General features: G+C 52.7%; 26 protein-coding genes and 1 riboswitch. All 26 genes read right to left on the bottom strand.

Translation table 11 applies throughout. The annotated features are described in order from the left end of the window. Positions 1–12: 12 nt before the first annotated feature. The 26 genes from NSQ73_RS00225 to fni all read right to left on the bottom strand — a co-directional run bounded on the left by NSQ73_RS00225 (position 13) and on the right by fni (position 25,366). Positions 13–270, bottom strand: coding sequence for a DUF1146 family protein (locus NSQ73_RS00225; RefSeq protein WP_039309319.1), 258 nt, complete (start codon positions 268–270; stop codon positions 13–15). Positions 271–550: 280 nt separating this feature from the next. Then, positions 551–967 (bottom strand): F0F1 ATP synthase subunit epsilon, encoded by a 417-nt coding sequence (locus NSQ73_RS00220; protein ID WP_039309326.1) that lies wholly within the window; start codon positions 965–967, stop codon positions 551–553. A 57-nt stretch (positions 968–1,024) separates the two neighbouring features. Further along, positions 1,025–2,422 carry a F0F1 ATP synthase subunit beta gene (gene atpD, locus NSQ73_RS00215; RefSeq protein ID WP_039309318.1) on the bottom strand — a complete coding sequence of 466 codons (1,398 nt, stop codon included), beginning with the start codon at positions 2,420–2,422 and terminating at the stop codon, positions 1,025–1,027. A gap of 123 nt (positions 2,423–2,545) precedes the next feature. After that, positions 2,546–3,415 carry an ATP synthase F1 subunit gamma gene (atpG, locus tag NSQ73_RS00210; RefSeq protein ID WP_039309316.1) on the bottom strand — a complete coding sequence of 290 codons (870 nt, stop codon included), beginning with the start codon at positions 3,413–3,415 and terminating at the stop codon, positions 2,546–2,548. 154 nt (positions 3,416–3,569) lie between these two features. After that, positions 3,570–5,081, bottom strand: coding sequence for a F0F1 ATP synthase subunit alpha (gene atpA / locus NSQ73_RS00205; RefSeq protein ID WP_042140249.1), 1,512 nt, complete (start codon positions 5,079–5,081; stop codon positions 3,570–3,572). An 11-nt stretch (positions 5,082–5,092) separates the two neighbouring features. Further along, positions 5,093–5,644, bottom strand: a complete 552-nt coding sequence (locus NSQ73_RS00200) for a F0F1 ATP synthase subunit delta (protein ID WP_042140251.1) — start codon at positions 5,642–5,644, stop codon at positions 5,093–5,095. Continuing rightward, the gene (gene atpF, locus NSQ73_RS00195; RefSeq protein WP_039309309.1) at positions 5,641–6,129 is read right to left on the bottom strand and encodes a F0F1 ATP synthase subunit B; all 489 of its coding nucleotides are present in this window, start codon (positions 6,127–6,129) and stop codon (positions 5,641–5,643) included. The genes NSQ73_RS00200 and atpF overlap by 4 nt, the downstream gene beginning before the upstream one ends. Before the next feature lie 97 nt (positions 6,130–6,226). Beyond that, a complete protein-coding gene (gene atpE, locus NSQ73_RS00190) occupies positions 6,227–6,439 on the bottom strand; it encodes a F0F1 ATP synthase subunit C (protein WP_036699216.1) in 213 nt (70 codons plus the stop codon). Between the two features lie 107 nt (positions 6,440–6,546). Beyond that, entirely contained in the window at positions 6,547–7,314 is a 768-nt protein-coding gene (gene atpB, locus NSQ73_RS00185; protein ID WP_340985045.1) for a F0F1 ATP synthase subunit A, read from the bottom strand. Between the two features lie 29 nt (positions 7,315–7,343). Next, positions 7,344–7,721 (bottom strand): ATP synthase subunit I, encoded by a 378-nt coding sequence (locus NSQ73_RS00180; protein WP_042140253.1) that lies wholly within the window; start codon positions 7,719–7,721, stop codon positions 7,344–7,346. Beyond that, on the bottom strand, positions 7,714–7,947 hold the full coding sequence (locus NSQ73_RS00175) for an AtpZ/AtpI family protein (RefSeq protein ID WP_042140254.1): 234 nt from the start codon (positions 7,945–7,947) through the stop codon (positions 7,714–7,716). Before NSQ73_RS00175 ends, NSQ73_RS00180 begins: the two co-directional genes overlap by 8 nt. A 179-nt stretch (positions 7,948–8,126) precedes the next feature. Continuing rightward, complete coding sequence (wecB, locus tag NSQ73_RS00170) at positions 8,127–9,287, bottom strand: non-hydrolyzing UDP-N-acetylglucosamine 2-epimerase (protein ID WP_039309304.1); 1,161 nt, start codon at positions 9,285–9,287, stop codon at positions 8,127–8,129. Between the two features lie 67 nt (positions 9,288–9,354). Further along, a complete protein-coding gene (gene upp / locus NSQ73_RS00165) occupies positions 9,355–9,984 on the bottom strand; it encodes a uracil phosphoribosyltransferase (RefSeq protein WP_020426095.1) in 630 nt (209 codons plus the stop codon). A gap of 444 nt (positions 9,985–10,428) precedes the next feature. Further along, positions 10,429–11,676 (bottom strand): serine hydroxymethyltransferase, encoded by a 1,248-nt coding sequence (gene glyA / locus NSQ73_RS00160; RefSeq protein ID WP_039309300.1) that lies wholly within the window; start codon positions 11,674–11,676, stop codon positions 10,429–10,431. A gap of 69 nt (positions 11,677–11,745) precedes the next feature. Then, on the bottom strand, positions 11,746–12,399 hold the full coding sequence (locus tag NSQ73_RS00155; protein ID WP_340985044.1) for a TIGR01440 family protein: 654 nt from the start codon (positions 12,397–12,399) through the stop codon (positions 11,746–11,748). A 98-nt stretch (positions 12,400–12,497) separates the two neighbouring features. Further along, a riboswitch (ZMP/ZTP riboswitch) is annotated at positions 12,498–12,581 on the bottom strand. A gap of 50 nt (positions 12,582–12,631) precedes the next feature. Next, positions 12,632–13,219: a low molecular weight protein arginine phosphatase gene (locus NSQ73_RS00150; RefSeq protein ID WP_171717179.1), complete on the bottom strand. Its 588-nt coding sequence runs from the start codon at positions 13,217–13,219 to the stop codon at positions 12,632–12,634. A 99-nt stretch (positions 13,220–13,318) separates the two neighbouring features. Then, positions 13,319–13,891 carry a manganese efflux pump MntP gene (locus tag NSQ73_RS00145; protein ID WP_042140256.1) on the bottom strand — a complete coding sequence of 191 codons (573 nt, stop codon included), beginning with the start codon at positions 13,889–13,891 and terminating at the stop codon, positions 13,319–13,321. Positions 13,892–13,991: 100 nt separating this feature from the next. After that, positions 13,992–15,152 carry an L-threonylcarbamoyladenylate synthase gene (locus NSQ73_RS00140; protein ID WP_340985043.1) on the bottom strand — a complete coding sequence of 387 codons (1,161 nt, stop codon included), beginning with the start codon at positions 15,150–15,152 and terminating at the stop codon, positions 13,992–13,994. A 303-nt stretch (positions 15,153–15,455) separates the two neighbouring features. Continuing rightward, on the bottom strand, positions 15,456–16,202 hold the full coding sequence (spoIIR, locus tag NSQ73_RS00135) for a stage II sporulation protein R (protein WP_445669647.1): 747 nt from the start codon (positions 16,200–16,202) through the stop codon (positions 15,456–15,458). Between the two features lie 109 nt (positions 16,203–16,311). Further along, a complete protein-coding gene (locus NSQ73_RS00130; protein WP_340985041.1) occupies positions 16,312–17,511 on the bottom strand; it encodes an FtsW/RodA/SpoVE family cell cycle protein in 1,200 nt (399 codons plus the stop codon). A gap of 598 nt (positions 17,512–18,109) precedes the next feature. Beyond that, complete coding sequence (locus tag NSQ73_RS00125) at positions 18,110–19,294, bottom strand: FtsW/RodA/SpoVE family cell cycle protein (protein ID WP_042140260.1); 1,185 nt, start codon at positions 19,292–19,294, stop codon at positions 18,110–18,112. Between the two features lie 157 nt (positions 19,295–19,451). Continuing rightward, complete coding sequence (locus tag NSQ73_RS00120; RefSeq protein WP_340985040.1) at positions 19,452–20,507, bottom strand: N5-glutamine methyltransferase family protein; 1,056 nt, start codon at positions 20,505–20,507, stop codon at positions 19,452–19,454. A gap of 4 nt (positions 20,508–20,511) precedes the next feature. Beyond that, entirely contained in the window at positions 20,512–21,579 is a 1,068-nt protein-coding gene (prfA, locus tag NSQ73_RS00115) for a peptide chain release factor 1 (RefSeq protein WP_039309100.1), read from the bottom strand. Positions 21,580–22,373: 794 nt separating this feature from the next. Further along, the gene (ychF, locus tag NSQ73_RS00110; protein ID WP_039309103.1) at positions 22,374–23,474 is read right to left on the bottom strand and encodes a redox-regulated ATPase YchF; all 1,101 of its coding nucleotides are present in this window, start codon (positions 23,472–23,474) and stop codon (positions 22,374–22,376) included. A 237-nt stretch (positions 23,475–23,711) separates the two neighbouring features. After that, the gene (locus tag NSQ73_RS00105) at positions 23,712–24,182 is read right to left on the bottom strand and encodes a GNAT family N-acetyltransferase (RefSeq protein WP_246354622.1); all 471 of its coding nucleotides are present in this window, start codon (positions 24,180–24,182) and stop codon (positions 23,712–23,714) included. Positions 24,183–24,226: 44 nt separating this feature from the next. Then, entirely contained in the window at positions 24,227–25,366 is a 1,140-nt protein-coding gene (gene fni, locus NSQ73_RS00100) for a type 2 isopentenyl-diphosphate Delta-isomerase (protein ID WP_340985037.1), read from the bottom strand. Positions 25,367–25,485 lie beyond the last annotated feature (119 nt).

Genomic DNA, 25,485 nt, shown 5'->3' with positions numbered 1-25,485 from the left:
AACCAACCGTCATTAAAACATCCGGGCGATAAGTCCGCTCCAGCCCAGATAATCCAGCAGAAATCCGGCCACGAAATGGCCGAGGACAATGGCCAGCAGCAAATGCAGCAACCTGCCCTGAGGACTCTTGGGATATCTTATGACCAGATCGAGCTTTAGGTTCTGAAGTGCCCACCAGGATAACGCGACACAGACTAGAGAAACTACCATCGAAATTAAACTGCTGCTGCCGATCGCACTTGACAATTCAGCGGATAAGCTTGTGTTCATCATTAGCCCCCCGTGTAAGGTTACTCGGAAATCGACTCTTATATCATACTTGCGCAGGGGAAAAGAATCCAGTACTTTTACGAATTTTTAAACAATTGGCGTATTATCTGCCTAAGTGTTTACGATATGTTCATACTCTACTAGATTCAGTTAAGCAAAACACCCCCACAAAGTGGGGCTTTGGCTTCGATGATTACTCAGGTACTTTGCGGGGACCCCGAAACATATAATTCTTAACTAGCAAAAAAGCAGTCAAGCCCTGGGCTTGACCGCTTCTATGCTACTGTTGTCCTTTTCCGGTCGAAACTTTGATCCGCGTTACAGCGCGCTGCAAGGCCAGCTCAGCACGGCGGTGATCAATTTCATCTTGCTTGCTTTGCAGCTTAAGACGGCGCTCAGCCCGTTCCTTAGCCGCTTCAGCGCGCTCCACATCAATATCTTTGGGCAGCTCAGCACTTTCAGCCAGCACCGTTACCTTATCTTTGTGCACTTCAACGAAACCGCCATGAACGGCGATAGACACCGTTACGCCGTCTGCTTTGACGCTAAGCGGAGCAACCTGAAGCGGAGTTACCAGCGGAATATGTCCCGGCAAAATGCCCAGTGCACCATTCACGCCACGTACCGTCAAGCTATTCACTTGCTTGGAGTAGACCAGATGCTCCGGAGTGACAATTTCGAGCAAAAAGGTATTCACTTCCATTCCTCCTCAAAGCTTTACAGAATAAAGCTCACTACCCGGCTCATGCCGAGATTACAACGTTTTGGCTTTTTCCACTGCTTCTTCAATCGTACCTACGAACAGGAACGCTACTTCCGGAAGATCATCGTGCTTGCCTTCCAGGATTTCTTTGAAGCTGCGTACTGTTTCTTTGATCGGCACGTATTTGCCTTTGAAGCCTGTGAACTGTTCTGCTACATGGAAAGGCTGGGACAGGAAGCGCTCAACCTTACGGGCGCGGGACACAATGACCTTATCCTCTTCACTCAGCTCATCCATACCCAGGATTGCAATGATATCCTGAAGCTCAGTATAACGCTGCAGCAGCTGCTTAACGCCTTGTGCCACGTTATAATGCTCTTCTCCGACGATTTCAGGTGCCAGCATACGCGAGCTTGAAGCCAGAGGGTCAACCGCAGGGAAAATCCCTTTTTCGGAGATTTTACGCTCAAGGTTGGTAGTCGCATCCAAGTGGGCAAACGCAGTAGCCGGTGCAGGGTCTGTATAGTCATCCGCAGGCACGTAGATCGCCTGGATTGAAGTAACAGAACCTTTCTTAGTGGACGTAATACGTTCCTGCAGCTGACCCATTTCTGTAGCCAGTGTAGGCTGGTAACCTACCGCAGAAGGCATACGGCCGAGAAGGGCCGATACTTCGGAACCCGCTTGGGTGAAGCGGAATATATTATCGATAAAGAGCAGCGTATCGCGGCCTTCAACATCACGGAAATATTCCGCCATGGTCAGACCGGTCAGAGCTACGCGCAGACGCGCGCCCGGCGGCTCATTCATTTGTCCGAATACCATCGCCGTTTTCTTGATAACGCCGGAATCCGTCATTTCATGATACAGGTCATTACCTTCACGGGTACGCTCGCCAACACCTGCGAATACGGAGATACCGCCGTGTTCCTGTGCGATGTTGTTGATCAGTTCCTGGATGGTTACAGTTTTACCTACGCCGGCACCGCCGAACAGGCCGATCTTACCGCCCTTGGCGTAAGGGGCAAGCAAGTCGATAACCTTAATGCCGGTTTCCAGAACTTCTGCCTGAGTGGACAATTCATCGAATGTAGGAGCCAGACGGTGAATCGGGTTTCTTGCAGCCACCACTTCAGCGCCGTTATCGATTGGATTACCAAGCACGTTAAATACGCGGCCGAGTGTTGCTTCACCAACAGGAACCGAGATCGGTCCTCCCTGGTCAATGGCATCAATGCCGCGAACCAGTCCATCTGTGGAAGACATGGCGATACAACGCACCAGGTTATCTCCAAGATGATTGGAAACTTCAAGAGTCAGATCCATGTTACGGCCATCGCTCAGAGTCCCAACAATTTTGATAGCGTTGAATATCTCGGGCAGCTGGCCGCGTTCAAATTCAATATCGACAACCGGACCCATAATGCTCACAACGCGTCCTTTGTTCATCTTCATTTCCCTCCTCGAAAGCTGTTACATATGTAGAAACGGTCCATTACCCTTTACAGGCATCATCCGTTTCTGCGGATAAATACAAGGCAGGGCCAAGCCGGAGGCATGGACCCACTCATATTAAGACTGCGCGTTCGCACCAGCCACGATCTCGGTAATTTCCTGCGTAATTGCCGCCTGACGGGCGCGGTTGTACGTAAGTCTTAGTTCTCCGATCATTTTTGACGCGTTCTTCGTTGCACTGCCCATAGCTGTCATCTTAGCTCCCAGCTCACTGGCCTTGCCGTTCAGAAGAGCACCGTAGATTAAAGTTTCGGCGTATTTAGGAAGCAGAACTTCCAGCACGCCTTCAGGAGAAGGTTCGTATTCATAGGCAGCTGTCGCTCCGTGATGCTCGCCTTTTCCTACACCATCCATAGGCAGAAGTCTGTCTACAGTAGGAACCTGGCTGATCGCATTGATAAACTGGTTGTAGCAAATGTACAGCTCATCGTAGACGCCTGTCTCAAACTGGTTTACCGCCGAATAAGCAATGGACTTGATGTCAGCAAACTTCGGGGTATCGGACAGCTCGGTGATTTCCTCTACAATGGGGTACTCACGGCGGCGCAAAAAGTCACGGCCCTTGCGGCCGATAACAAACAGTGCATACTCATCCTTGGACTTATGCCGCTCTGCGATCAGCATCGTTACTTTACGCAGAATGTTGGCATTGTAGCCACCCGCAAGACCTCTATCTGAGGTGATGATCAAATACCCTGTTTTTTTGACAGGCCGGCTGACCAGCATCGGATGCTGAACATCCTGCGTACCGGCAGCAATACTCGAGACCACCTCTTTAAGCTTCTCTGAGTAAGGACGCGCAGCTTCCGCTTTCTCCTGCGCTTTGCGCAGCTTGGAGGCGGCGACCATCTCCATCGCTTTGGTGATCTGTCTGGTGTTCTGAACGCTCTTAATTTGACGTTTAATATCGCGCATGCTTCTTGCCATGATTTCACCACCTTAGAGCTTTGGCGTAGCCAAAGCTGACTTCGTAAGCATTCTCTTAGCTTTGACGTAAGTCAAAGCTAACATCGTAAGCATAAGCTGAGCTTTGGCACAGCCAAAGCTGACTTCGTAAGCATAACTGAGCAAACTCTATATATTAGCTTGTAGCAAAGCCTCTTTTGAATTTCTCGATCGTTTCTTTGAGCGCTGCCTCGTTGTCTGCTGTCAGATCCTTGGTATCCGTAATGGATTGCAGGATTTCAGTTGCACTGCTGTCAATATACGCCAGGAATTCCTTCTCAAAACGCTTCACGTCTTTGACAGGAATATCATCCAGGTGTCCTTTGACAGCGGTGTACAGACTGAGCACTTGGTGCTCAACATTAAGCGGCTGGTTTACGCCTTGTTTCAGAATCTCCATCATACGCGCACCGCGGTTCAAACGGGCTTGCGTAGATTTATCCAGATCGGAACCGAACTGGGAGAAGGCCTGAAGCTCACGGTATTGAGCCAAATCCAGACGCAGGGAACCGGCAACCTTCTTCATTGCTTTGATCTGCGCGGAACCCCCTACACGGGATACGGAGATACCGACGTTGATCGCCGGACGCTGACCGGAGTTGAACAGATCGGATTCAAGGAAGATTTGACCATCGGTAATCGAGATTACGTTCGTAGGAATGTAAGCCGATACGTCAGAAGCCTGTGTTTCGATGAAAGGAAGGGCGGTTAATGAACCTCCACCAAGCGCATCGCTGAGCTTAGCCGCACGTTCCAGCAGACGGGAGTGCAAGTAGAATACGTCACCCGGGAATGCTTCACGGCCCGGTGGACGGCGGAGCAGCAAGGACAATTCGCGGTAAGCCGAAGCCTGCTTCGAAAGGTCATCATAAATAACAAGAACATGCTCGCCTTTATACATGAAGTATTCGCCCATTGCGCAGCCTGCGTATGGAGCAATATAGAGCAGCGGAGAAGGCTCGGAAGCCGACGCGGTTACAACGATAGTATATTCCAGCGCGCCGTGACGGCGGAGGGTTTCTACTACCTGTGCTACTGTAGATTGTTTTTGACCAATCGCAACATAGATACACTTCATGCCGTTGCCTTTTTGGTTGATGATCGCATCAATGGCGATCGCAGTCTTACCGGTTTGACGGTCACCAATGATCAGTTCGCGTTGTCCGCGGCCGATTGGTACCATGGCATCGATCGCTTTCAGACCTGTCTGCATCGGTTCATGAACCGATTTACGGTCGATAACGCCCGGTGCATTATGTTCTACAGGACGGAATTCAGTCGTTGCAATTGGACCTTTGCCGTCAAGCGGCTGCCCCAGTGCATTCACTACACGGCCCAGCATGGCTTCCCCAACCGGAACCTGCATAATTTGTCCTGTACGTTTGACTTGATCGCCTTCACGAATGGCTGTGTATTCACCCAGGATAACAACACCGACGTTGCTTTCTTCCAGGTTAAGCGCCATGCCTACTACACCGTTGGAGAACTCCAGCAGTTCCCCTGCCATTGCGTTTTCCAGACCGTAGACACGGGCGATACCGTCTCCGACTTGAATGACGGTGCCAATTTCGGCCACTTCGATATCGGCTTTATATTGCTCAATTTGATTTTTGATCAAAGTGCTGATCTCTTCAGGTCTGATGCCCAATATCCTCACCCCTATCTTCTTTGCTTATCATTAAAGGATTTCTCAAGACGCTCCAGCTTGCCGGATAGACTGCCGTCATACAGCGTATCGCCGATGATGACCTTCAGTCCGCCTAGCAGGCTCTTATCCACCACATTGGTAACACGAATCTTGCGGTTTGTAAGCTGGCTGAACTCTGCCGCTACACTATCCTGTTCCTCTTGATTCAGAGAATAGGCGGAGTAGACAGTAGCATCGCCGATGCCAAGGGCGTCCCCTTCTATCTTGACGTACGTGGCCAGCAGTTCTGCGAAAATATCGGTTCTGCCCCGCTCTACCAGCAGTTCTACCATGTTCATTACCGCTTCCGAGACTTTACCTTTAAGCGCTCCGCGCAGCACATTCAGCTTGTCGGATTGCGAGATGCGCGGTGCCAGAATAAACTGTTTCACCTCTGCATCATAATGAAGCACTTCGACTACTAACCTAAGCTGGGCTTCCACTTCAAGTGTAATGCCTTCATCCACTGCTGCACTGTACAAGGCTTTGGCATAGCGTTTGGCAACTACCGTATCGCGGCTCATGGTCGGCCTCCTACCTCTTTGAGGTATTGATCAACGAGTTGTTCCTGTTCGCCGTCAGCCTTAACTTCTTTTTCAAGCAGCTTGGATGCAATGCGGACCGATGCTGTACCCAGCTCGCTGCGCAAAGCTTCCACAGCCTTGTTCTTCTCGCTCTCAATATCACGGACTGCTTCGTCCTTAAGGCGGGTAGCTTCAGCTTTAGCCTGATCCAGAAGCTTGTCAACCTGATTGTTGCTTGTAACCTGGGACTGCTGAATGATAGCCTGCGCCTCTTGGCGTGCCTGCTGCAGAGCCTGCTTCTGTTCTTCTACGTAAGCGACCGCCTGTTCTCTGGTCTTGGCTGCTTCATCCATTTGCTGCAGCACCATTTCGCGGCGCTTCTCCATAATTCCGAACAGCTTGCTGAATGCAAATTTGCTGAGCAGGAAATACAGGATCCCAAAGGCGATAATGGAAAACAATATATTTGTCCAAACGATAGTCACTGAGGTCACTCCTTTCCGTTACCGCGGCATGCGGACATATACAAAAGTAAGGCGCGGATGGCACTTGCCCTCCCCGCCAAACCGTAAAAACGGTTTATTAAGTAAACATGATCAGGAATGCGATAACTGTAGCGGCCAAAGGAATAACTTCCACGATACCTACACCGATAAACATTGTTGTCTGCAGTGCGTTACGTGCTTCCGGTTGACGAGCGATGGACTCAACTGTTTTGCTGACGATCATACCGTTACCAAGACCTGCACCGAGTGCGCCTAAACCAACCGCGATTGCTGCTGCCAAAAATTCCATTTGTAAATATCCTCCTTTAATTTCGGTTCTTTTTGTAATGACTTAATGATATAAAAATCTCCCGCGAAGAGTATTCCGGCGGCTGCCGCTATCCTCACGGCAGTTCATTAATGTGCTTCTTCCTCGTGGATCGTCATCTGCGCGATGTACACCATCGTCAGAATCGTAAAGATAAACGCCTGAAGCGCACCAACAAAGATACTGAAGCCCTGCCAGACAGCCAGGAACGGGATACTGAATATCCCCAGCTTCAGAATTACGGTGATCAGAACCTCGCCGGCAAAAATATTAGCAAATAGACGAATGGCAAGCGCCACCGGCTTCGCCAGGTTCTCAATGATGTTAAGCGGCAAGAAGATCGGGAACGGCTCAATATAGTGTTTGAAATAATGTTTGCCATTCAGCTTGATTCCCAAATAGTTCATTAGTACAAACACGACAATCGCCAGCCCGGCGGTTACATTGATATCTGCAGTCGGCGATTTATACCACAGAATCTCTACATGCTCGCCATGTGTCAGATTTTTGGTTGCTTCGATAACATGTCCAAAAATGTGAACCGGACCTTCGGCTTCTGTAATGAAGGAAAACGGCAGACCAAGGAGATTGGAGACGAAGATAAACAGTATCAGCGTCAATCCCAGTGATATGTAAGGCTTCCCTTTCTTCAAATCCATGGCGCTGCTGATCAGTCCCTGTACAAATTCAACGACCCACTCCATGAAATTCTGGAGTCGTGACGGATTATCAACAGACAGGTTGCGGACGGACAGCATGACCAGAGTGAACACGATCACCGAACTGATCACCAGCATCAGTACCGCTGACAAGTCAATCGGTATTCCGCCAACATAGATTAAAGGCATTTCGTGCATAGTATCATCCCCCTTTCTCTTTAATATGGCTACAGCTTATTCTTGATTCCTAAATATATCCCCACGGGAATAGATAGAAGCTGGGGGATGAACAGGCCGGCAATCGTTGCCTCCAGCGAGAAATGCTCGATTTTGACCGAAAACATGGTGACCAGAATAGCGAAACTGATTCTTGTAGCGAAACCAAGGCTGAAAGAACTTTTCTGTTTATCCGCAACCGCCTGTGTCACCCTTCTTACTTTGAGGGCAAGATAACGAAAGTTAACGAGTCCTGCCAGCAAGCCCAGCGACATGCCCAGAGTAACTGCACGGGTCTCATGATGAAGAGCCCATCCCATTAACAAGCCTGCCATAATGATTACTGTCACCCTGGTAACGGTATTGATTACGGGAGTCATATTATCCATTTTGCTCCCCCAGAAATTTTTTGATTAGCAAAGCAACATTCACAACCCCGAGAACCATCCCGGCAATTGTTCCGATGGCCAGCCAAAGCTTAGGTCCGTCCATCAGGTTCTGCAGCCACCTTGCCACAAAAAAACCTATAACAATGTAAGCGGCAAGCAAGCTGCCTGCACCCCCGAGAACCAAAGCAATACGTCCCAGGCCGGCCTCGTTCTTTTGTTCCTTCATAGGCTACAATCCCAACTAATTTTACTGAATATCCAGACTCTTTGTCAATTCACCGAAAATTGCTCAAAAGTGCTTGAAAACATGAAAATAATCACAGCAAAACATACCAAAACCATATAAACCGTACAGTTTCACTGTATGCTGCTTTTATTTACTTTAGTATATTAGTTGTCGTGCCATCATTTATTATTTGTGAACATTCTGTGAAACTCTTCCGGACGTTCTTTAACAGCTCCGAAATGGTGCAAAATCGCATTGACAATTCTCTCGGAGGCTTTGCCGTCTCCATACGGGTTGGCGGCCCGGCTCATGGACTGATACAGATTCTGATCGGTCAATAGAGCATGTGTCCGTTGATACACCTTCTCCTCGTCCGTCCCCACAAGCTCCAATGTTCCGGCCTCGATCCCTTCCGGGCGCTCGGTTGTATCACGCAGCACAAGCACGGGAACTCCAAAGGAGGGAGCTTCCTCCTGCAGGCCGCCGGAATCGGTCAATATCAGGTGGGTATGCGGATAAAAATTATGCAGGTCAACGACATCCAGCGGATCAATCAGCTTAATTCTAGGGTGTCCGCCGAGGATCTCATGCGCCGGTTCCTTCACTGCAGGACTCGGGTGCACAGGATACACAATGGCTACATCTTCAAATTCATCAGCGATTCTTTTGACAGCACGGAAAATATGACGGTGCGGTTCGCCTTGGGATTCTCTGCGGTGCGCCGTCATCAAAATAAGTCTTTTTCCTGAAGCAAAATCCAGTACAGGATGCCGGTAGTCCGGCTGTACGGTATATTGAAACACATCAGTTACAGTGTTGCCTGTGATATAAATACTTGATTCTTTTTTGTTCTCGTGTCTCAGGTTGCCGGCTGACCAATCGGTCGGGGCAAAGTGCAGATCGGCAAGCACGCCGGTCAGCTGACGGTTCATTTCCTCCGGATAAGGCGAAAGCTTGTTCCATGTCCGAAGACCTGCTTCCACATGCCCAACCTGAATTTGCTGCAGAAAAGAAGCGTAGCTGGCCAGAAAAGTGGTCAGTGTATCCCCGTGTACAAGCACCAGGTCAGGTTTGACCTCGCGAAGCACTGGCTCTAGTCCTTCAAGCACCCGGATAGTAATCTCATTAAGGGTCTGCCGGTCCTTCATTACGTCCAGATCATAATCCGGCGTAATTTTGAATACCTCCAGCACCTGATCAAGCAGTTCACGGTGCTGGGCAGTTACACAGACAATGGATTCAATCTGCTCAGGGTGTCTGTTCAGTTCCAGAACCAGAGGCGCCATCTTGATCGCCTCGGGGCGCACTCCGAAAATCGTCATTACTTTAATTTTGGACATAACCCCTACCCTCTCTTCTGAAGACTACAGAAATTGTATTTGTTCTATTAATACCTCGAGGGTATTATTACTTGGTTCCATACAGTCTGTCGCCGGCATCTCCGAGGCCTGGGACAATATAACCATGCTCATTCAGATGATCATCAAGTGCGGCTACATAGATGTCCACATCCGGATGTGCAGCCTGCACCGCAGCGACGCCTTCAGGAGCAGCAATCAGGTTCATCATCTTGATCTGGGTGCATCCGCGGTTCTTAAGGGAGGTGATGGCCGCAATGGCTGAGCCGCCTGTAGCCAGCATCGGATCAATAACGATCAGTTCACGTTCCTGCACGTCTGTAGGAAGCTTAATGTAATATTCAACCGGCTGCAGCGTTTCCGGATCACGGAAAAGCCCTACATGTCCTACTTTAGCCGCTGGAAGCAGCTTCAGGACACCCTCCAGCATGCCAAGACCGGCGCGCAGAATCGGAATCAGTCCCAGCATTCTACCCGAGATCACTTTGCTCTGCGTTTCAGCCACCGGTGTCTGCACCGTAATGGTCTCAAGCGGGATATCACGGGTAATCTCATAGGCCATAAGTGTTGCTACTTCATCGACATGCTCTCTGAATTCTTTCGTGTTGGTCCGCACATCGCGAATAAATGTTAGTTTGTGCTGAATTAATGGATGATCGCAAATCACCAATTTTCCCATTTTGTCCCTCCGGTAATTGTAAGTCTTATTTATAGCCAGAGTAAGCGCTTTGCTTCCCGCGTGGCTAAATCTTGTCTATTATATCATCACCAAGGCCGCTTTTCACCTACAGAAGGGGAAAACCGTCTGCAAAGGCAGTCTCCGCAAATTTCATAGCTGCACGGAAAGTTTAGGAAATTCCCCCAAGCCTCTGGATATAAAACAAAACTTAGTTTGTGCCATTAGGCACTTTTAATACTATTCACATTTCTTTCACTACTTTTATTGAAAATTCCATGAACTTTCATGATTATTACATGATAATTCATACCATTTTCTTACTATAATTTGTGAACATTATGCAACAGAAACCGGCCACAAAGCATTTGAAATCTCACCTATCAAAAAAACCTTTGAGGAATCCGGTGGAACCGGACCCGCAAAGGCAGAATAAGCAGCTTAATATTAGTACTGCAAACCAGGATAGATCGGATACTTTTCAGTAAGCTCGGCCACCTCACGTGCAGCCTGGGTCAAATTAGCGTCATCTTTCGGATTCTTCAGCACATTGGCAATAATCCGGCCGATCGTTACCATAGCCGGCTCGTCCATACCGCGTGATGTAACAGCAGGTGTACCGATCCGGATACCGCTTGTTACAAACGGACTGGTAGGATCGAACGGAATCGCATTCTTGTTGACTGTAATTCCGATGGAATCAAGCACCTTCTCCGCATCCTTGCCGGTAATGCTCAGATTACGGGTATCCAGCAGCATCAGGTGGTTATCCGTACCGCCGGAAACAATATTAACGCCTTCGCCGATCAGCGTATCTGCCAGAACCTTGGCATTCTTCACTACATTCTCGGCATAGGTCTTGAACGATGGCTGCAGCGCCTCACCGAATGAAACGGCTTTGGACGCAATGACATGCATGAGCGGTCCGCCTTGGGAACCCGGGAAAACCGCTTTATCAATAGCAGCAGCCCATGGTTGTCTGCACAGAATCATCCCTCCGCGTGGACCGCGCAAGGTTTTGTGCGTAGTTGTTGTAACGAAATGGGCATGAGGAACCGGACTCGGGTGAACACCGGCTGCAACCAATCCGGCAATGTGGGCCATATCGACCATAAACAAGGCACCCACATCATTTGCAATGGAACCGAGTGCGGCAAAATCAATGGTCCGCGGATACGCGCTTGCTCCGGCTACGATCATTTTGGGGCGGTGTTTGAAGGCTGCTTTACGCACTTCGTCATAATCAATCAGGAAAGTATCCTCCTGTACGCCATAAGCCACAAAGTTATACAGGATACCGGAAGCATTAACCGGGCTGCCGTGGGTCAAATGGCCGCCATGCGCCAGATTCATACCCAGTACGGTATCCCCAGGATTAAGCGCGGCAAGGTAAACGGCCATATTGGCCTGTGCACCGGAATGCGGCTGCACATTGACATGCTCGGCACCAAACAGCTGCTTGGCACGGTCACGGGCCAGGTTCTCCACGATATCCACATCTTCACAGCCGCCATAATATCGTTTGCCGGGATAACCTTCGGCGTATTTGTTCGTAAGCACGGAGCCCATGGCTTCCATTACGGCTTCGCTTACAATATTCTCTGAAGCAATGAGTTCAATGTTTGCACGCTGACGGCTCAGTTCCAAGCCCATCGCTTCCAGTACTGCCGGGTCACTCTTACGTAGTTGTTCCATGTTTCTTATTTCCTCCCTGTTACTCTAATTTATGTGGTGTTAAGACGATACCAGTTATATACGCTGCCCTCAGTCACAATTCGCGGAGCCGCTTGTCTCCGGCGTGCGGTACACTGCCCGTTCGCCGCCGATCAGCGGCGGTCTGCTCCATGCTGCGTTCACCCGGGCTGCCCCGATATAGCGCAGGCTTGGCCGGAAAGGTACGGCTACGCGGCGGAGGTGCATGCCAATTAGCGTCTCCCCGATATCAATACCGGCGTGGGCCTCTATCGTCTCGGCCAGCACCGGATCTGTCATAGAGCGGTAAGCGGCCGCAGCCATGGAACCTCCGGCTCCCGGAACCGGCACAGCGGAAACCTCCCTAAGCCCAAGCGATTCCAGCAAAGAACGTTCCATCACCAGCGAACGGTTCAGATGCTCGCAGCATTGGTACACGGGATGAAAGCCAAATTCAGCAGCGACCTGAGTAATTCCCTGCAGCAGCAGCTGTGCAACCTCAAGCGCACCTCCGGTGCCGATCCGCACACCCGCCACTTCACTGGTGCTTGCTCCAACCACCAGGATTTTACCGGGACCAAGCTTCCCTGCTTCCGCCAGTTCGCGGACTACCGCCGCAGCTGCGGCGTCCAAGGTCAGCTCTGCGCTGCCCGCTTGTTGCCCGGCTGCTGAAGGCGCACCGGACGCGCGCTCTTCCCATAGATCCTGCTTCCGGACTTCGTCCATCTTACCGCCCCCTTCAAGCGTTGATAATGCCTCAAATCCCACTACAGATACGACATTTAAACAAAAAAGAGCAGTCCGCAGATTTAGCTGCGGATGTGCTCTTTTGCCCAGGCGACCGGCCGTTTATTCCAGGTGCTCCATCGTGGTTTGATCCACACTTGTCGCCAGTTACACCGGAACCGGATAATATTTATTTCATCTTAAGGGATAAGCGGCGAAAAATCAACCACCTTCACAGCCGGCGTAAGGATTCCAGCTTATCCAGCAAACTGTACAGTGCAGTCCGGATCTCAGCAGCCGTCAGCTCATAATCTTCACGGGAGCCGCCGAACGGATCACTGATATCGAAGCTCGGAATCCGTTGCCGGATCTCAATAATCCGCTGCAAATCAGCGGCGCTCGGCTCTCCGCCCAGCGAAATAGTGAGTTCGGCATCTGCATACAGGCTATCCAGTTCACGGATATCGGCGTTCACAGACTCTTGCGTATGCACATATTCCTTAAGTGTATAAGTCTTGTTAACTGCGTCAGGGAAATATTGCAGCAAATGCCGCTTATGCCCTCCGGTCAGAGTAAGCACCAGATCAGCCCAGGAGACAGCCTCTCCAGTCAATTGCGAGGATACTATACGATCTTCAATGCCTTCATCCTGCAGGATTCCGGCAGCATGCCTGGATATGGAAGTACCTGAAATGGCGGAAACTCCGGCAGACCGCACCTCCACATCGATCCCCCGCTCTCCCGCCAGCTTCCGCAGAAGACCTTCAGCCATAGGGCTGCGGCAGGTATTTCCTGTGCAGACGAATAAAATATGCAGCATACTTTCCACCTCCGGTAAAAATATAATTTCGGATAATCCACAACTTCCGAATGAACTGAACAATGAAATGTTCTATTTATTTGTATTTCCGTTATTGTATCAGAAGATGAACAGCAAGCCAAACGCCAGAAGTATAGCTCCGCCCAGTGCTTCACCGTAATCCCCGAGCCCGCGGCTTACTCTCCTGCCCAGCAGCAGTCCGGTAATAGACATCATGCCGCCGCAGACACCGAAGGCCAGCACTGTAATAACTATGCTATTCACAAACATCCCCAGTGAAACCCCGACCGAAAAGGAATCTACACTTACACTGAGCGAGATCAGCAGCATGCCCCATACCGTCCGGTGATCCACCGCCCGGCTCCCGCCGTCACCCTTGCGGAATGAATTCAAAATCATATGTCCGCCCAGCAGTACAAGCAGCCCCCCGGCGGCATAGGTGGTCACCTGACCCAGCAGATGGCCGACATAGCTGCCTGTGAACAAGCCGAGCAGCGGCATAAGCACATGAAAAAAAGCAATGAGCAGACTGAGCTGCAGCACATGCAGCAGACGGATACCCTTCATCCCGATCCCTACACCGAGCGAGAACGCATCCATTCCAAGCGCAACTGCCATAATGGCCACTGTTACGAGCTGGCCCCAGCCCTCATATATTCCGCCTATGCCCATGAATATACCCCCAAAGTCCGTAAGTTCTTGTACAACAACGATATGCGGACAAGATGGTATTCATGACTATGAGGCGGATAGCAGAGCCGGGAAGAGGCTGTTAACCGGCGTCGATCACCGCTTCACCGGCGGCTTTCATCAGCCGGTTCATTATGGCAGCGCCGAGGCCCGTGACCGGGCAGGCCTCGGCCAGAATATAGGTCGCTCCCGCTTCATCGAAGCGCCGCAAGGCGGCATACAGGGAGCGGGCCGCTTCCTCCGGCGAGGCTAACGAGCCGAGAGAAACAACGCAGGCGGCCGGGTCGGCGGGATACAGGGCCCTATGCTCCTCGAAGAGGAGCAGGCCCGTGATCCCGCCCTCCCGCTGCGCCGCCTGCAGCAGGCTTGCGGCGGTCTCCGCCACGCGCTGCGGGGAGGAGCCGAGTACGATGCCAAGCGCGCCGCGCGGGGCATAGTGCGTGTACTTCATGCCCGGCGCGCGCGGCGCCGGGCTGCTGCCCCCGGCGGCTTGCGCAGCAGCGCCGCCCGTGCCGCCGCCGCTCACCTGCGGCGGCGAAGCCGGGGACTGGCCGCCGGAATGTCCGGCGGCAGCGTCCGCCAGGTCCGGTGCCGGGGCTGGGGCCACAGCCCCGGCACCCGCCACCGCCGCGAGCTGCTCGGCGGTGATGCCCCCGGGACGGAGCACCGCTACCGTCCCGTCCGGCTGCACCTGCACCACGGTCGACTCCAGGCCGACCCCGGCCGCGCCGCCGTCCAGAACCCCGCCGATATATCCGGCGAGGTCTTCCATCACATGGGCGGCCAGCGTAGGACTCGGCCGCCCGGAGCGGTTGGCGCTGGGCGCGGCAACCGGGCATTCCGCGGCGCGCAGCAGCGCCAGCGCCACCGGATGGTCGGGCATGCGCACGCCGACCGTATCCAGCCCCGCCGTAACCAGCGGCGAGAGGACGCCGGGGCGGACCGGCAGCACCAGCGTCAAGGGGCCGGGCCAGAAGGCATCCATCAGCGCCGAGGCGACCGGATGCACTTCTATGACCAGGCCCTCCAGCTCTTCCCGCCGGGCTATATGCACGATTAGCGGGTTGTCGGAGGGGCGGCCTTTGGCCGCGAATACCGCTTCTACTGCCGGGGTATTCCGGGCATCCGCCCCCAATCCGTAGACCGTTTCAGTCGGAAAAGCAACGGTGCCCCCGCTCCGCAGCATAGCTGCTGCAGCAGCGATTGCCTCCCTGTCACTCTCTGCTGATGGAACATAAGGCATGTCCTGCCCCGCAGCAGGTCCGGGTCCGGTAATCCCGGACGTCAAACTCCAATAAAGAGTTGCATCTATATTGCCGCTCCGGCGCTGAACCGCAAACGAAGAATCCTTAGGCTCTGTCATTTCATCACAAGCTTTCCTGTTTAATCACTTCACACTTCAGTACTGCATCGTCCGGAAAAAGCCAAAAACGGCTCCACCAGGTGGAGCCGCAGCCACTTCCGCTCAAGTTCTGCATTTATCGTACCATATCCGGCAGGAAAACTGTAGATTTCGTAGACCGCCATTCCGCAAATTCCCGGAAGCTTAGGCGAACAATCCGCAGATCCAGCTCCACAAATTCTGCAGCAGCTGCCATACGAAGAACTTCACCTTCGGCGCTTCTGCATCAGCGTCTGCCCCGCTGTCCCCGCCGGCCGAAGCGGCGACACCGGAAGCAGCCTTATCAACCCCGCCATCCGCCGTTTTCACCTTGGCTCCGTCTCCGGAAGCCTTAGCGGAGATTGCCGAAGCCTTCTTGTCTGCAGCGGGTTCCGCAGCTGCCGCATCACCGGAGCCGGCATCAATGAAGCAGAGCGGCGGAAACAGCACACACCACCAGTTCTGACCTTTGCCAGCGCCAAGCGTGACCCGCAGTGCTTCATATTCCCCGGCAGGATAGACCCGGCCGCCATACATTTTCGTCGGAAAAGGTACGGTGCCCAGTTCGACTTTATAGCTATAATTAATTCCCCGCCGCGCAAGCTCGCCGCCCACCAGGTCATTCAGCTCCGGAAGATGACTCTGAATCAGCGCCCGCGCCTGCTCCAGACTCTGGGGATCCTCCAGTCCGGCCACCCACTGGTTAATCTGTTCCACCACCTGGTCGCGGATCTGGCGTTTGACCAGCTGATCTCCCGTACCATCCGAATTCGCCAGAATACGCAGACGGATCGACTCCTGCGGAATAGATACCTCCGCTACGGCAGCATCGCTTTTTTGCCCTTCCCAGGCCATCATCAATATCATAAAAAAACAAATTAAAATGGCAGTATACTTGAATGTAATCCGCAGGGAATCCCTTTTATCCAACTGATCGTTATTCATCTTGCGCAGCCCCTCTCCCTCTGAAACTCTTATGTTCCCAGTATGTCCGGGAATGAGAGACTGCAAACCTAGTAATCTATGATTTTGAGAATAAAGTAGTCTCATCCTTCAGCTTGGGCAGCGGAAGCGGCAGATCATCCTCCACATCCTGCCCGTAGAGCCGCACACTCATGGCAATCCCCATACAGGCCATGTTAATCAGAATCGAGGTTCCCCCATAGCTGATAAACGGAAGCGTAATCCCCGTCAGCGGCATCAGCCCGGTCATTGCCCCGATATTCTCCAGAATCTGATACAGCAGCATAGCTACGATTCCGACAATCAGGAGAGGGCCGCCGCGGTCCCTGCATTCCAGGGCAATCACTATTAATCTGTGGATCAGGATAAAAAAGAGCATCAGCAGCGCCGCTGCACCCAGGAAGCCGAATTCTTCGCCGATCTGCACGAAAATGGATTCAGAATACAGATAAGGCACCCGGTCACTTTGCACAGTGCCGCCCTGCAGATAACCTTCGCCGCTGAGGCCGCCCGAGGCAATCGCCGTCTTGGCATTCTTGGTCTGATAGCTCGCATCACTGCTTGCCAGATCCGGTACCAGCCAGGGGTCAAAGCGACTGACGAAGTGATCCCGGCCCAGCGTCTCCTCTATGAAGCTTACCGTCTGCTCATGATAGTGGACATAGCACAGAATGAAGCCCAGTACCGATCCCGCCAGAATGACCATCCCGATCAGAGCATGCGAGAATTTAATATTTCCGATCCACAAAAGCCCAAGCAGAATCACGATATAACTGAGCGCATTGCCCAGATCATTCTGGATGATGACCAGCGCGAACGGCGCCAGGGCGATTAGGCTAAGCGGCACTACGTCACGCCAGAAGCGCAGCGGATTTCTTTGTTTGCGGACAAGTACAGTGGTCAGAAAAAGAATCAGGATCAGCTTAAACAGCTCCGCCGGCTGAATGCTTAATTCACCGATGCCGATCCAGCCCTGGGCGCCATTTTTCACCTTGCCGATAAAGCTGACCAGCAGCAGAATACCAATCCCAAGGATGTAAATATAGAGTCCATACCGGACCAGCAGACGGTAATCAAACAGGGTAAGCAGGATAAAAGCAACAAACCCCAGCACATAATACTTGATCATTTTTATATGCGTGCCATCCAGGTCAACTCTCCCGTGAGTCACGCTGTATATCGAGAAAATACTGACACACATCAGCAAGAGCAAAATCAATACGATGGAGCCGTCAATCCGTCTGATTCTCTGTAACATCGGAATACTCCTTAACCTACGCGGATTATGGACCGGCTGCTGCAGTATACCCAGGGAACCGAATCCACTAATTTCCATTGTAAGACAAGTGGGGGCGTAAATACAATTTATGTGATCGTTGCCAGCCGGGGAATAGCGTCAGCCTTAAATTAATGAGGTGAAAACCATTCTGGTAAATCGCTTGCTAAGGGCTTGGAGTGATCCAATTTCCGCAATTACAGGATATGCGGTAGCTTAATTGCACTTTGTACAACTAAAACGTCTGACTTTCAACCAATTATCCGTTTAGTTGTATTTCGTACACCTAATCCCCCTATGTAGCTGGGTTCTCAGCGATTCGGGCAGATTTAGTTGTACAGACTACAGTTATAAGATGCAAGAACACCTTTTCACTGTTTTTAATTGTACATTATACAACTATCACTGAATTTTCCTTGGACCTGAACATGTCCATCGCTGCATGGTTGAGAATCAACTCACTTCTCTGGTTCTGATGCTGTCTAGCGTAGAACGAAACAAAATGCCGGAACCCTTCCATTTCGAAGAGCTCCGGCATGCGGATTACCTCTGATTGAATCAGAGATATTATAGTATACAGTTAGCCTTGCTTGACCGGAGAAGAATAGATTGTAGGACTCGGCAAATCCTCCTCTACCTCTTGACCATGCAGGCGTACGCTCATTACCAGACCGATACTGGCCATGTTGATCAGCAGGGAGGTCCCCCCGAAGCTGATGAACGGCAGCGTAATCCCGGTCAGCGGCATCAGGCCGATGAAGGCACCTATATTCTCAAAAATCTGATATAGCATCATCGCGACAATGCCGACAATCAGGAACGGCCCGCCCCTGTCCTTGCACTCCAGCGCAATCAGAATCATCCGGTGAATCAGGATAAAGTAGAGCAGCAGCACCAGCGCCGATCCGACAAAGCCAAACTCTTCGGCAATCTGTACAAAAATCGAATCAGAATACGTATATGGCACGCGATCCGTCTGCACCGAGCTGCCCTCCATATAGCCTTCGCCGCTCATACCGCCGGAGGCTATGGCCATTTTGGCGTTTTTGGTATGATAGCTTGCCTTGGCCGTCGCTTCTTCCGGCACCAGCCACGGATCAAAGCGCTCTACCCAGTGGGAACGGCCGATATCTGTCAGGAAATCCTTGATTTCATCGTGGTAATGAATGTAGCTCATGATTCCGGCAGCTGCGCTTCCGCCAATAATTAACAGCCCGATCAGCGCGTGCGTGAACTTGATATTGCCGATCCAGAGGAGGCCTACCAGAATTACGATATAGGAGAGCGCATTCCCGAGGTCATTTTGGCTAAGCACGATCAAAAACGGCAATAGGCTCATTAGACCCAGCGGCACGACATCGCGCCAGAACAGCAGCTTATTCTTATTTTTGCGGACCAGCACCGCAGCCAGAAACAGGATCAGAATCAGCTTAAACAGCTCGGCGGGCTGGAGACTGAAGCTCCCGAATTTAATCCAGCCCTGCGCGCCATTCTGTTCTGTACCGATAAAGCTGACCAGCACCAGAATCCCAATGCCTGTAACGTAAACATATAGCGCATATTTAACAAGCAGACGATAATCCACGAAGGTGAGCCCAATGAAGGCGATGAAGCCCAGGATATAGAATTTGATCATTTTGATATGCGATCCGTCCAGCTTGTCGCGCCCGTGGGTAACGCTGTATATGGAGAAAATGCTGACTACCATCAGCAGCACAAGAATGACCAGGATGACGCCGTCTATCTTCTTAATCTTCTGAAGCATATTCTGTCTCCTTACTCAGTACTGGTTCCTCTTGTCACCTGGCCGCAGCCGCATACAGAGGTCCCGTCATTTCTATTGTAAAGGAAGGGGCAGCATAAATACAATTTCACCGTTTGGCGGTTTCTGCCTACTGGCAGCCGCATCCAGGACGGGGACGCTAGCGGGCGATCCCCAGCACATGCCGGGGAATCCCGGCGAGATCCTCGATCGTGATGATCTCGTTCCAGTGACCCGCCGCCCGCAGCAGCTCAGCTACCTGCCCGGCCTGTCCCTGGCCGAGCTCGAAGCCGACCAGGCGCGGCGGAGCCGGGAGCAGCGGCAGCTGCTCCATCATGCGGCGGTAGGGATCAAGCCCGTCCCCGCCGCCGTCCAGTGCCGTGCGCGGCTCATGGTCGCGCACCTCGCGCTGCAGCCCGGCGATGTCGCCGCCGGGAATGTACGGCGGGTTGGAGACGAGAATATCCGTCTCCATCCCCGCGAACGGCTCGAGCAGATCGCCGAGCCGCAGGTCAACGGACGTGCCGAGCCGCTGCGCATTGCGCCCGGCCACGGCCAGCGCGCCGGGCGAGATGTCGCCGGCGCAGACCCGCCACGCCGGCGCTTCCGCCGCCAGCGTGACGGAGATCGCTCCGCTGCCGGCGCCGATGTCGACGGCGGTCAGCGGACGCAGGGCGCGCTGGCGCGCCGCCTCAGTGCCCGCGGTTCTTTCCCCCGCGGGCCCATCAGCTTCTTGCGCGGCTTCGCCCCGCTCAGGCCCCGGCGCCTCACCGCCCGCGGCTCTCTCCCCCGCGGGTCCGCCGGCTTCTTGCGCGGCTTCGCCTCGCACCGCAACTGCCCCGTCCGGCCACAGCTCCGCCCCGTAGCGCAGAATTGCCTCGACGAGCAGCTCCGTCTCCGGGCGCGGAATCAGCACATCGGGCGTAACCTCGAAGGCGCGGCCGTAGAATTCCTGCTCGCCTATGATGTACTGCACCGGTTCACCCGCCGCCCGGCGGGTGACCAGCGTTTCCCACTGCGCCTTGACCGCTGGCGGGAATGGATCAGCCAGCGCCATATAATATGCCGCTCCGGACAAGCCCAGCACATGCTCCAGCAGCAGCTGGCTGCTGCGCTGCGGCTCATTGCATCCGTGCCCGGCCAAAAAAGAAGAAGCCTCCGCAAAGGCTTCCCGGATGCTTTGCAATTCCGACATGACGTAAGAGTCGTGTTTCAAAGCATTATTCTCCTTTTTCCATCAATTCCGCTTGTTCCGCAATAGACAGGGCCGAGATGATCTCGGTGATATCCCCGTTCATGACCTGCTCCAGACGGTGCAGGGTAAGGCCGATCCGGTGATCCGTTACACGGCTCTGCGGGAAGTTGTAGGTACGGATACGCTCACTGCGGTCCCCGGTTCCTACTTTGCTCTTCCGTTCTCCGGAGTACTTGGCTTCTTCTTCCTGACGCTTCAGATCCGAGATACGGGCACGCAGCACCTGCAGCGCCTTCTCCTTATTGGAGTTCTGGGACTTGCCGTCCTGACAGGTAGCTACGATACCGGTAGGTACATGGGTTACACGCACCGCAGACTTGGTCGTATTAACGGACTGTCCGCCCGCGCCGCTGGAACAGAAGGTGTCGACACGGATGTCCTTATCATGAATTTCAATTTCGAATTCTTCCGCTTCCGGCATAACCGCAACGGTAGAAGTTGAAGTATGAATACGTCCGCCGGATTCGGTTGTAGGAATACGCTGCACACGATGCGCACCGCTTTCGAACTTCATTTTGCTGTAAGCGCCGCGGCCGTTGATCAGGAAGATAACTTCCTTGAATCCGCCGAGATCGTTCGTGTTAACATCCATCAGCTCTACGCGCCAGCCCTGGGTATCGGCATAACGGGTATACATCCGGTACAGGTCAGAGGCAAACAATGCTGCTTCGTCCCCGCCGGCTGCGCCGCGGATTTCCACGATTACATTCTTATCATCATTAGGGTCTTTGGGGAGCAGGAGCAGACGGATCTTCTCCTCCAGAACCACCTGTCGCGAGGACAGGTCGTCGATCTCCATCTTGACCATTTCCTTCATTTCATCATCAAGCTTCTCAGCCTGCATCATCTTGGCGGCTTCGAGCTCTTCCATTACATTTTTATATTCGCTATACGCCTCAAAGGCGGGCTGCAAGTCGGATTGTTCTTTGGAATAGTCCCTCAGTTTCTTACTGTCGTTTGCAACATCCGGGTCACAAAGCAGTTCACTGAGTTTCTCATAGCGGTCCGCCAGGGATTGCAATCGGTCCAACAAGGGAATTCACCTCTCCTGATTCAAATTCTTCGGTTATACATACTTAACATTGTCGATACAACATAAATAGATATACGACTTTATATTATACCACCACTCCAGCCAATTGGCTACAGTACAAAGCGCGGAATCAGGAAATCTTTTGAATCCTGAGCTGCGCCACCTTATGATGTAAAAGCTGCAGCCAAGTTATGCATCAGGCGCTTGTCCTGATTACAAAATAACCCGGTACTGAATAAATATCTGATGCCGCTCCCGGCCTCATTCCCATGGATATTAGTAGTTGTATAGCTTGGCGGTCATACGGCGATTATACGGCGGTCATAGGAGGAGGAGCCATTCTGCATGAATAGTTGGAAAAACGTATCTTAATTTCGGTGTTTTGCAGCGTTAAAGGGAATTAACTGGATAAACGTCATTAAATTCAAGGCGTTTCCTCGAAAGTGATCTATTTGCTGAATATTAAGTGCCTTTTTTCCAACTACTGCCTGGCAAGGGTCCCTCTGTTCATGAGCAAGTGGAGATTATCCAACTGCTTTTCCGCCGCAAGCGGCAGGCGGTAGCGACAGACCAGACGGTAGACCAGACCGCAGACGCTCGCCGTCCGCCACTGTCCCAGCCGAACCCTGGTTCAACTTACCCCGGCTTCTGAAGCCGCCTTTTCAGGTTTTGCGCAAATAGGAGCTGACCCTCATCCTTATCCAAAATTCAAAAAGAACCATCCAGCAAGTAAACAACTCTACTCTGAATGGCCTCTCTGCCCTACACTATAAATGGTCTATACGATAAATGGTCTATACGTTGAAGCGGAAATGCATAACGTCGCCGTCCTGCACCAGATATTCCTTGCCTTCCAGACGCAGCTGGCCGCGCTCTTTGGCACCGTTCATCGAGCCTGCTGCTACCAGATCCGTATAAGCTACAACTTCAGCCCGGATAAATCCGCGTTCGAAGTCCGTATGAATAACTCCGGCCGCTCCAGGTGCTTTGGTGCCTTTGCGGATAGTCCACGCACGGACTTCCTGCACGCCCGCTGTGAAATAGGTGTAGAGTCCGAGCAGTCTGTATGCCGCTTTGATCAGGCGGTTAAGCCCGGATTCCTGCAGACCCAGCTCTTCCAGGAACATCGCCTTGTCTTCGCCTTCCAGCTCGGCAATCTCAGCCTCCACCTTGGCACTGATCGGCACTACTTCAGCATTCTCAGCCGCTGCGAATTCGCGTACCTGCTTAACATAAGGATTCTCTTCAGCAGTCGCCACTTCATCCTCGCCCACGTTGGCCGCATACAGCACCGGCTTCAGTGTCAGCAGGTGAAGATCGCGCACGATCAGACGCTCGTCATCGGATAATTCCAGGCTGCGCGCAGGCTGATCCAGATAAAGAGCTTCCTTAACGCGCTCCAGTACTTCTACTTCCTGAGCGAATTTCTTGTCGCCGCCCTTGATGTTTTTGCGGGAACGCTCGATCTTCTTCTCGACGCTTTCGAGGTCAGCCAGAATCAGCTCCAGGTTGATCGTCTGGATGTCGCTGATCGGATTCACCTTGCCGTCCACATGGGTTACGTTCTCATCGACGAAGCAGCGGACCACATGAACAATAGCATCCACTTCCCGGATATGAGCCAGGAACTTGTTGCCCAGACCTTCGCCCTTGCTCGCACCGCGCACGAGTCCGGCAATATCTACGAATTCAAAAGCGGTCGGAACCGTCTTGTGCGGCTGTACCAGCTCGACCAGCTTATTCAGACGTTCGTCCGGCACTTCCACGACACCCACGTTCGGGTCAATGGTGCAGAAAGGATAGTTGGCGGATTCCGCCCCCGCTTGTGTTATAGCATTAAACAATGTCGATTTCCCTACATTGGGAAGTCCAACGATTCCAGCTTTCAAAGCCATTTATATGACAACTCCTATTTTCGGTTGAATTGATCACCGCATGAATTACCGTACTGATCTAAACCATTATATATTAGAACAAAACCTCCAGCAACAGCGGATGTCAAGGGAACGCCACCCCATAATGCGGAGCTTTAGCCACGATGATTAATCAAATACTTTCGGGGGACCCAAAAACATGTAAATAATGTAAAAAAACCTCACAACACCATTCACCGCTATTTCCCGGCCCTGCACCTACAAAGTCTTCGACATCGTAATATCCGTAACCAGGAAGCCCATTTTTTTGTACAGCTCAAAAGCACGGTCATTCTGGCCAAAGACATGCAGTCCGATCCGGGTCACATTCATCTTCCGGGCTTCTTCATCTAATGCAGCCAGTGCCTGCTTGCCGTACCCCTTACTCTGGAAAGGTTCGAAAATATAAAAGTCATAGATGAACGCCTCCCGGACTCCCCGGTTCTCGTTCACATTAAACCAGATGTACCCGGCTTCAGCTTCACTCTCAGCCTCTACTATAGAATAGAGGTAAGCCCCCTCTGTGTAGAGTCCTTTGGGCAGGAAACGTGTCATTTCTTCCTGGGACAATTTCATGGCGGTCTCGGCATCCCAGGCTCCGGCCTTTATTTTGTCCTCTGCGTAGTCACGGGTGGATTGTCTTAAGAAAAATTGAAAAGTCGATTCGTCCATTTGGACCAGTTTAATCATTGTTTTTTAGCCCTTCCTTTAATTCCATATTCATCGGCTTGCTTCTAGCGCCGGATAAGACGCGGGGTACCGCGCAGGGAAGCAAGATCCGGCGCGCCGATGCCGAACATGACCGTGCGCAGCTCCAGTTCAACCTGTGCCAGCGCCTGGTCCAGCGCCTCCTCGGAGCTGACAGCCGGACCCAGCAGATTCCGCCCGAAGCCGGCCAAGTCGGCCCCAAGCGCCAGCGCCTTGGCGGCATCCACACCATGCTTCAGCCCGCCGCTGCCGATCAGCGCGCCGCGGGGCGAGATGGCCCGCACCTCTCCGATGCATTCCGCCGTGGGAATCCCCCAGTCCGCGAAGGCCTCCGCAGCCGCGCGCCGTACCGGGTCCGTACTGCGGAACTTCTCCACCTGGCTCCAGGATGTGCCGCCCGCACCTGCAACGTCGATAAAGGCAGCACCAGCATTATACAGCAGGGCTGCGGTTTCTCCGTCAATGCCCCAGCCTACCTCTTTGACACCTACCGGTATCTCAAGGTTACGGCATAACGCCTCTATCCGCTTCAGCAGGGAAGCGAACCCGGTGTCTCCCTCCGGCTGGAATACCTCCTGCAGCCCGTTCAGATGCAGAACCAGCCAGTCTGCCCCGGCAATCTCTACCGCGCGGCGGCACTCTTCTACACCGAAGCCGTAGGAGAGCTGTACCGCCCCGACATTGGCTATAACCGGAATCGTGGGAGCCTTATCGCGCACATGAAAAGAAGCCGCCAGCTCTGCGCGCTCTACAGCGGCACGGACAGAACCCACGCCGAGGGCCCAGCCCCGGCGCTCGGCTGCTTCGGCGAGCCGGGCGTTAATGTGCCCGGTCGCCTCGCTTCCCCCGGTCATGGAGCTGATCAGCAGCGGTGTCCGCAGCTCCCGGCCGAGAAATTCCGTACCGAGCCTGATCTCCTCAAAGTCCAGCTCCGGCAGTGCGTTATGGCGGAACCTGTACTGCTCGAAGCCGGTTGTAATTCCGCTGCCGGCAACGTCTTCATTCAGGCAGAGCCGCACATGCTCAATCTTGCGTTCCCCGGTTCTGGAGTCAGGCAGCAGAGATTTATGTCCCTCAGTGCCTGCTGCCCGCGATGCTGACCCGTACTCTGTGCCCGGCTGCTGCTCCGGACTTTGCGGCACACCGTCCTGCGGCATATGATTCATGCTGTCTTCCTCCGTTCTACCCTGTATTCATATATGTCCGGTAGCGTGAGACGCTACTTATAGGCTTCTTAAGCACAAGTACATTTCATTATAACACAACACCGCCCGGCAGTTGACAC

This window comes from Paenibacillus sp. FSL R10-2736 (assembly GCF_038000245.1).
Taxonomy (GTDB): Bacteria; Bacillota; Bacilli; order Paenibacillales; family Paenibacillaceae; genus Paenibacillus_AQ; species Paenibacillus_AQ phytohabitans.
This window is presented reverse-complemented; position numbering and strand designations above follow the sequence as displayed.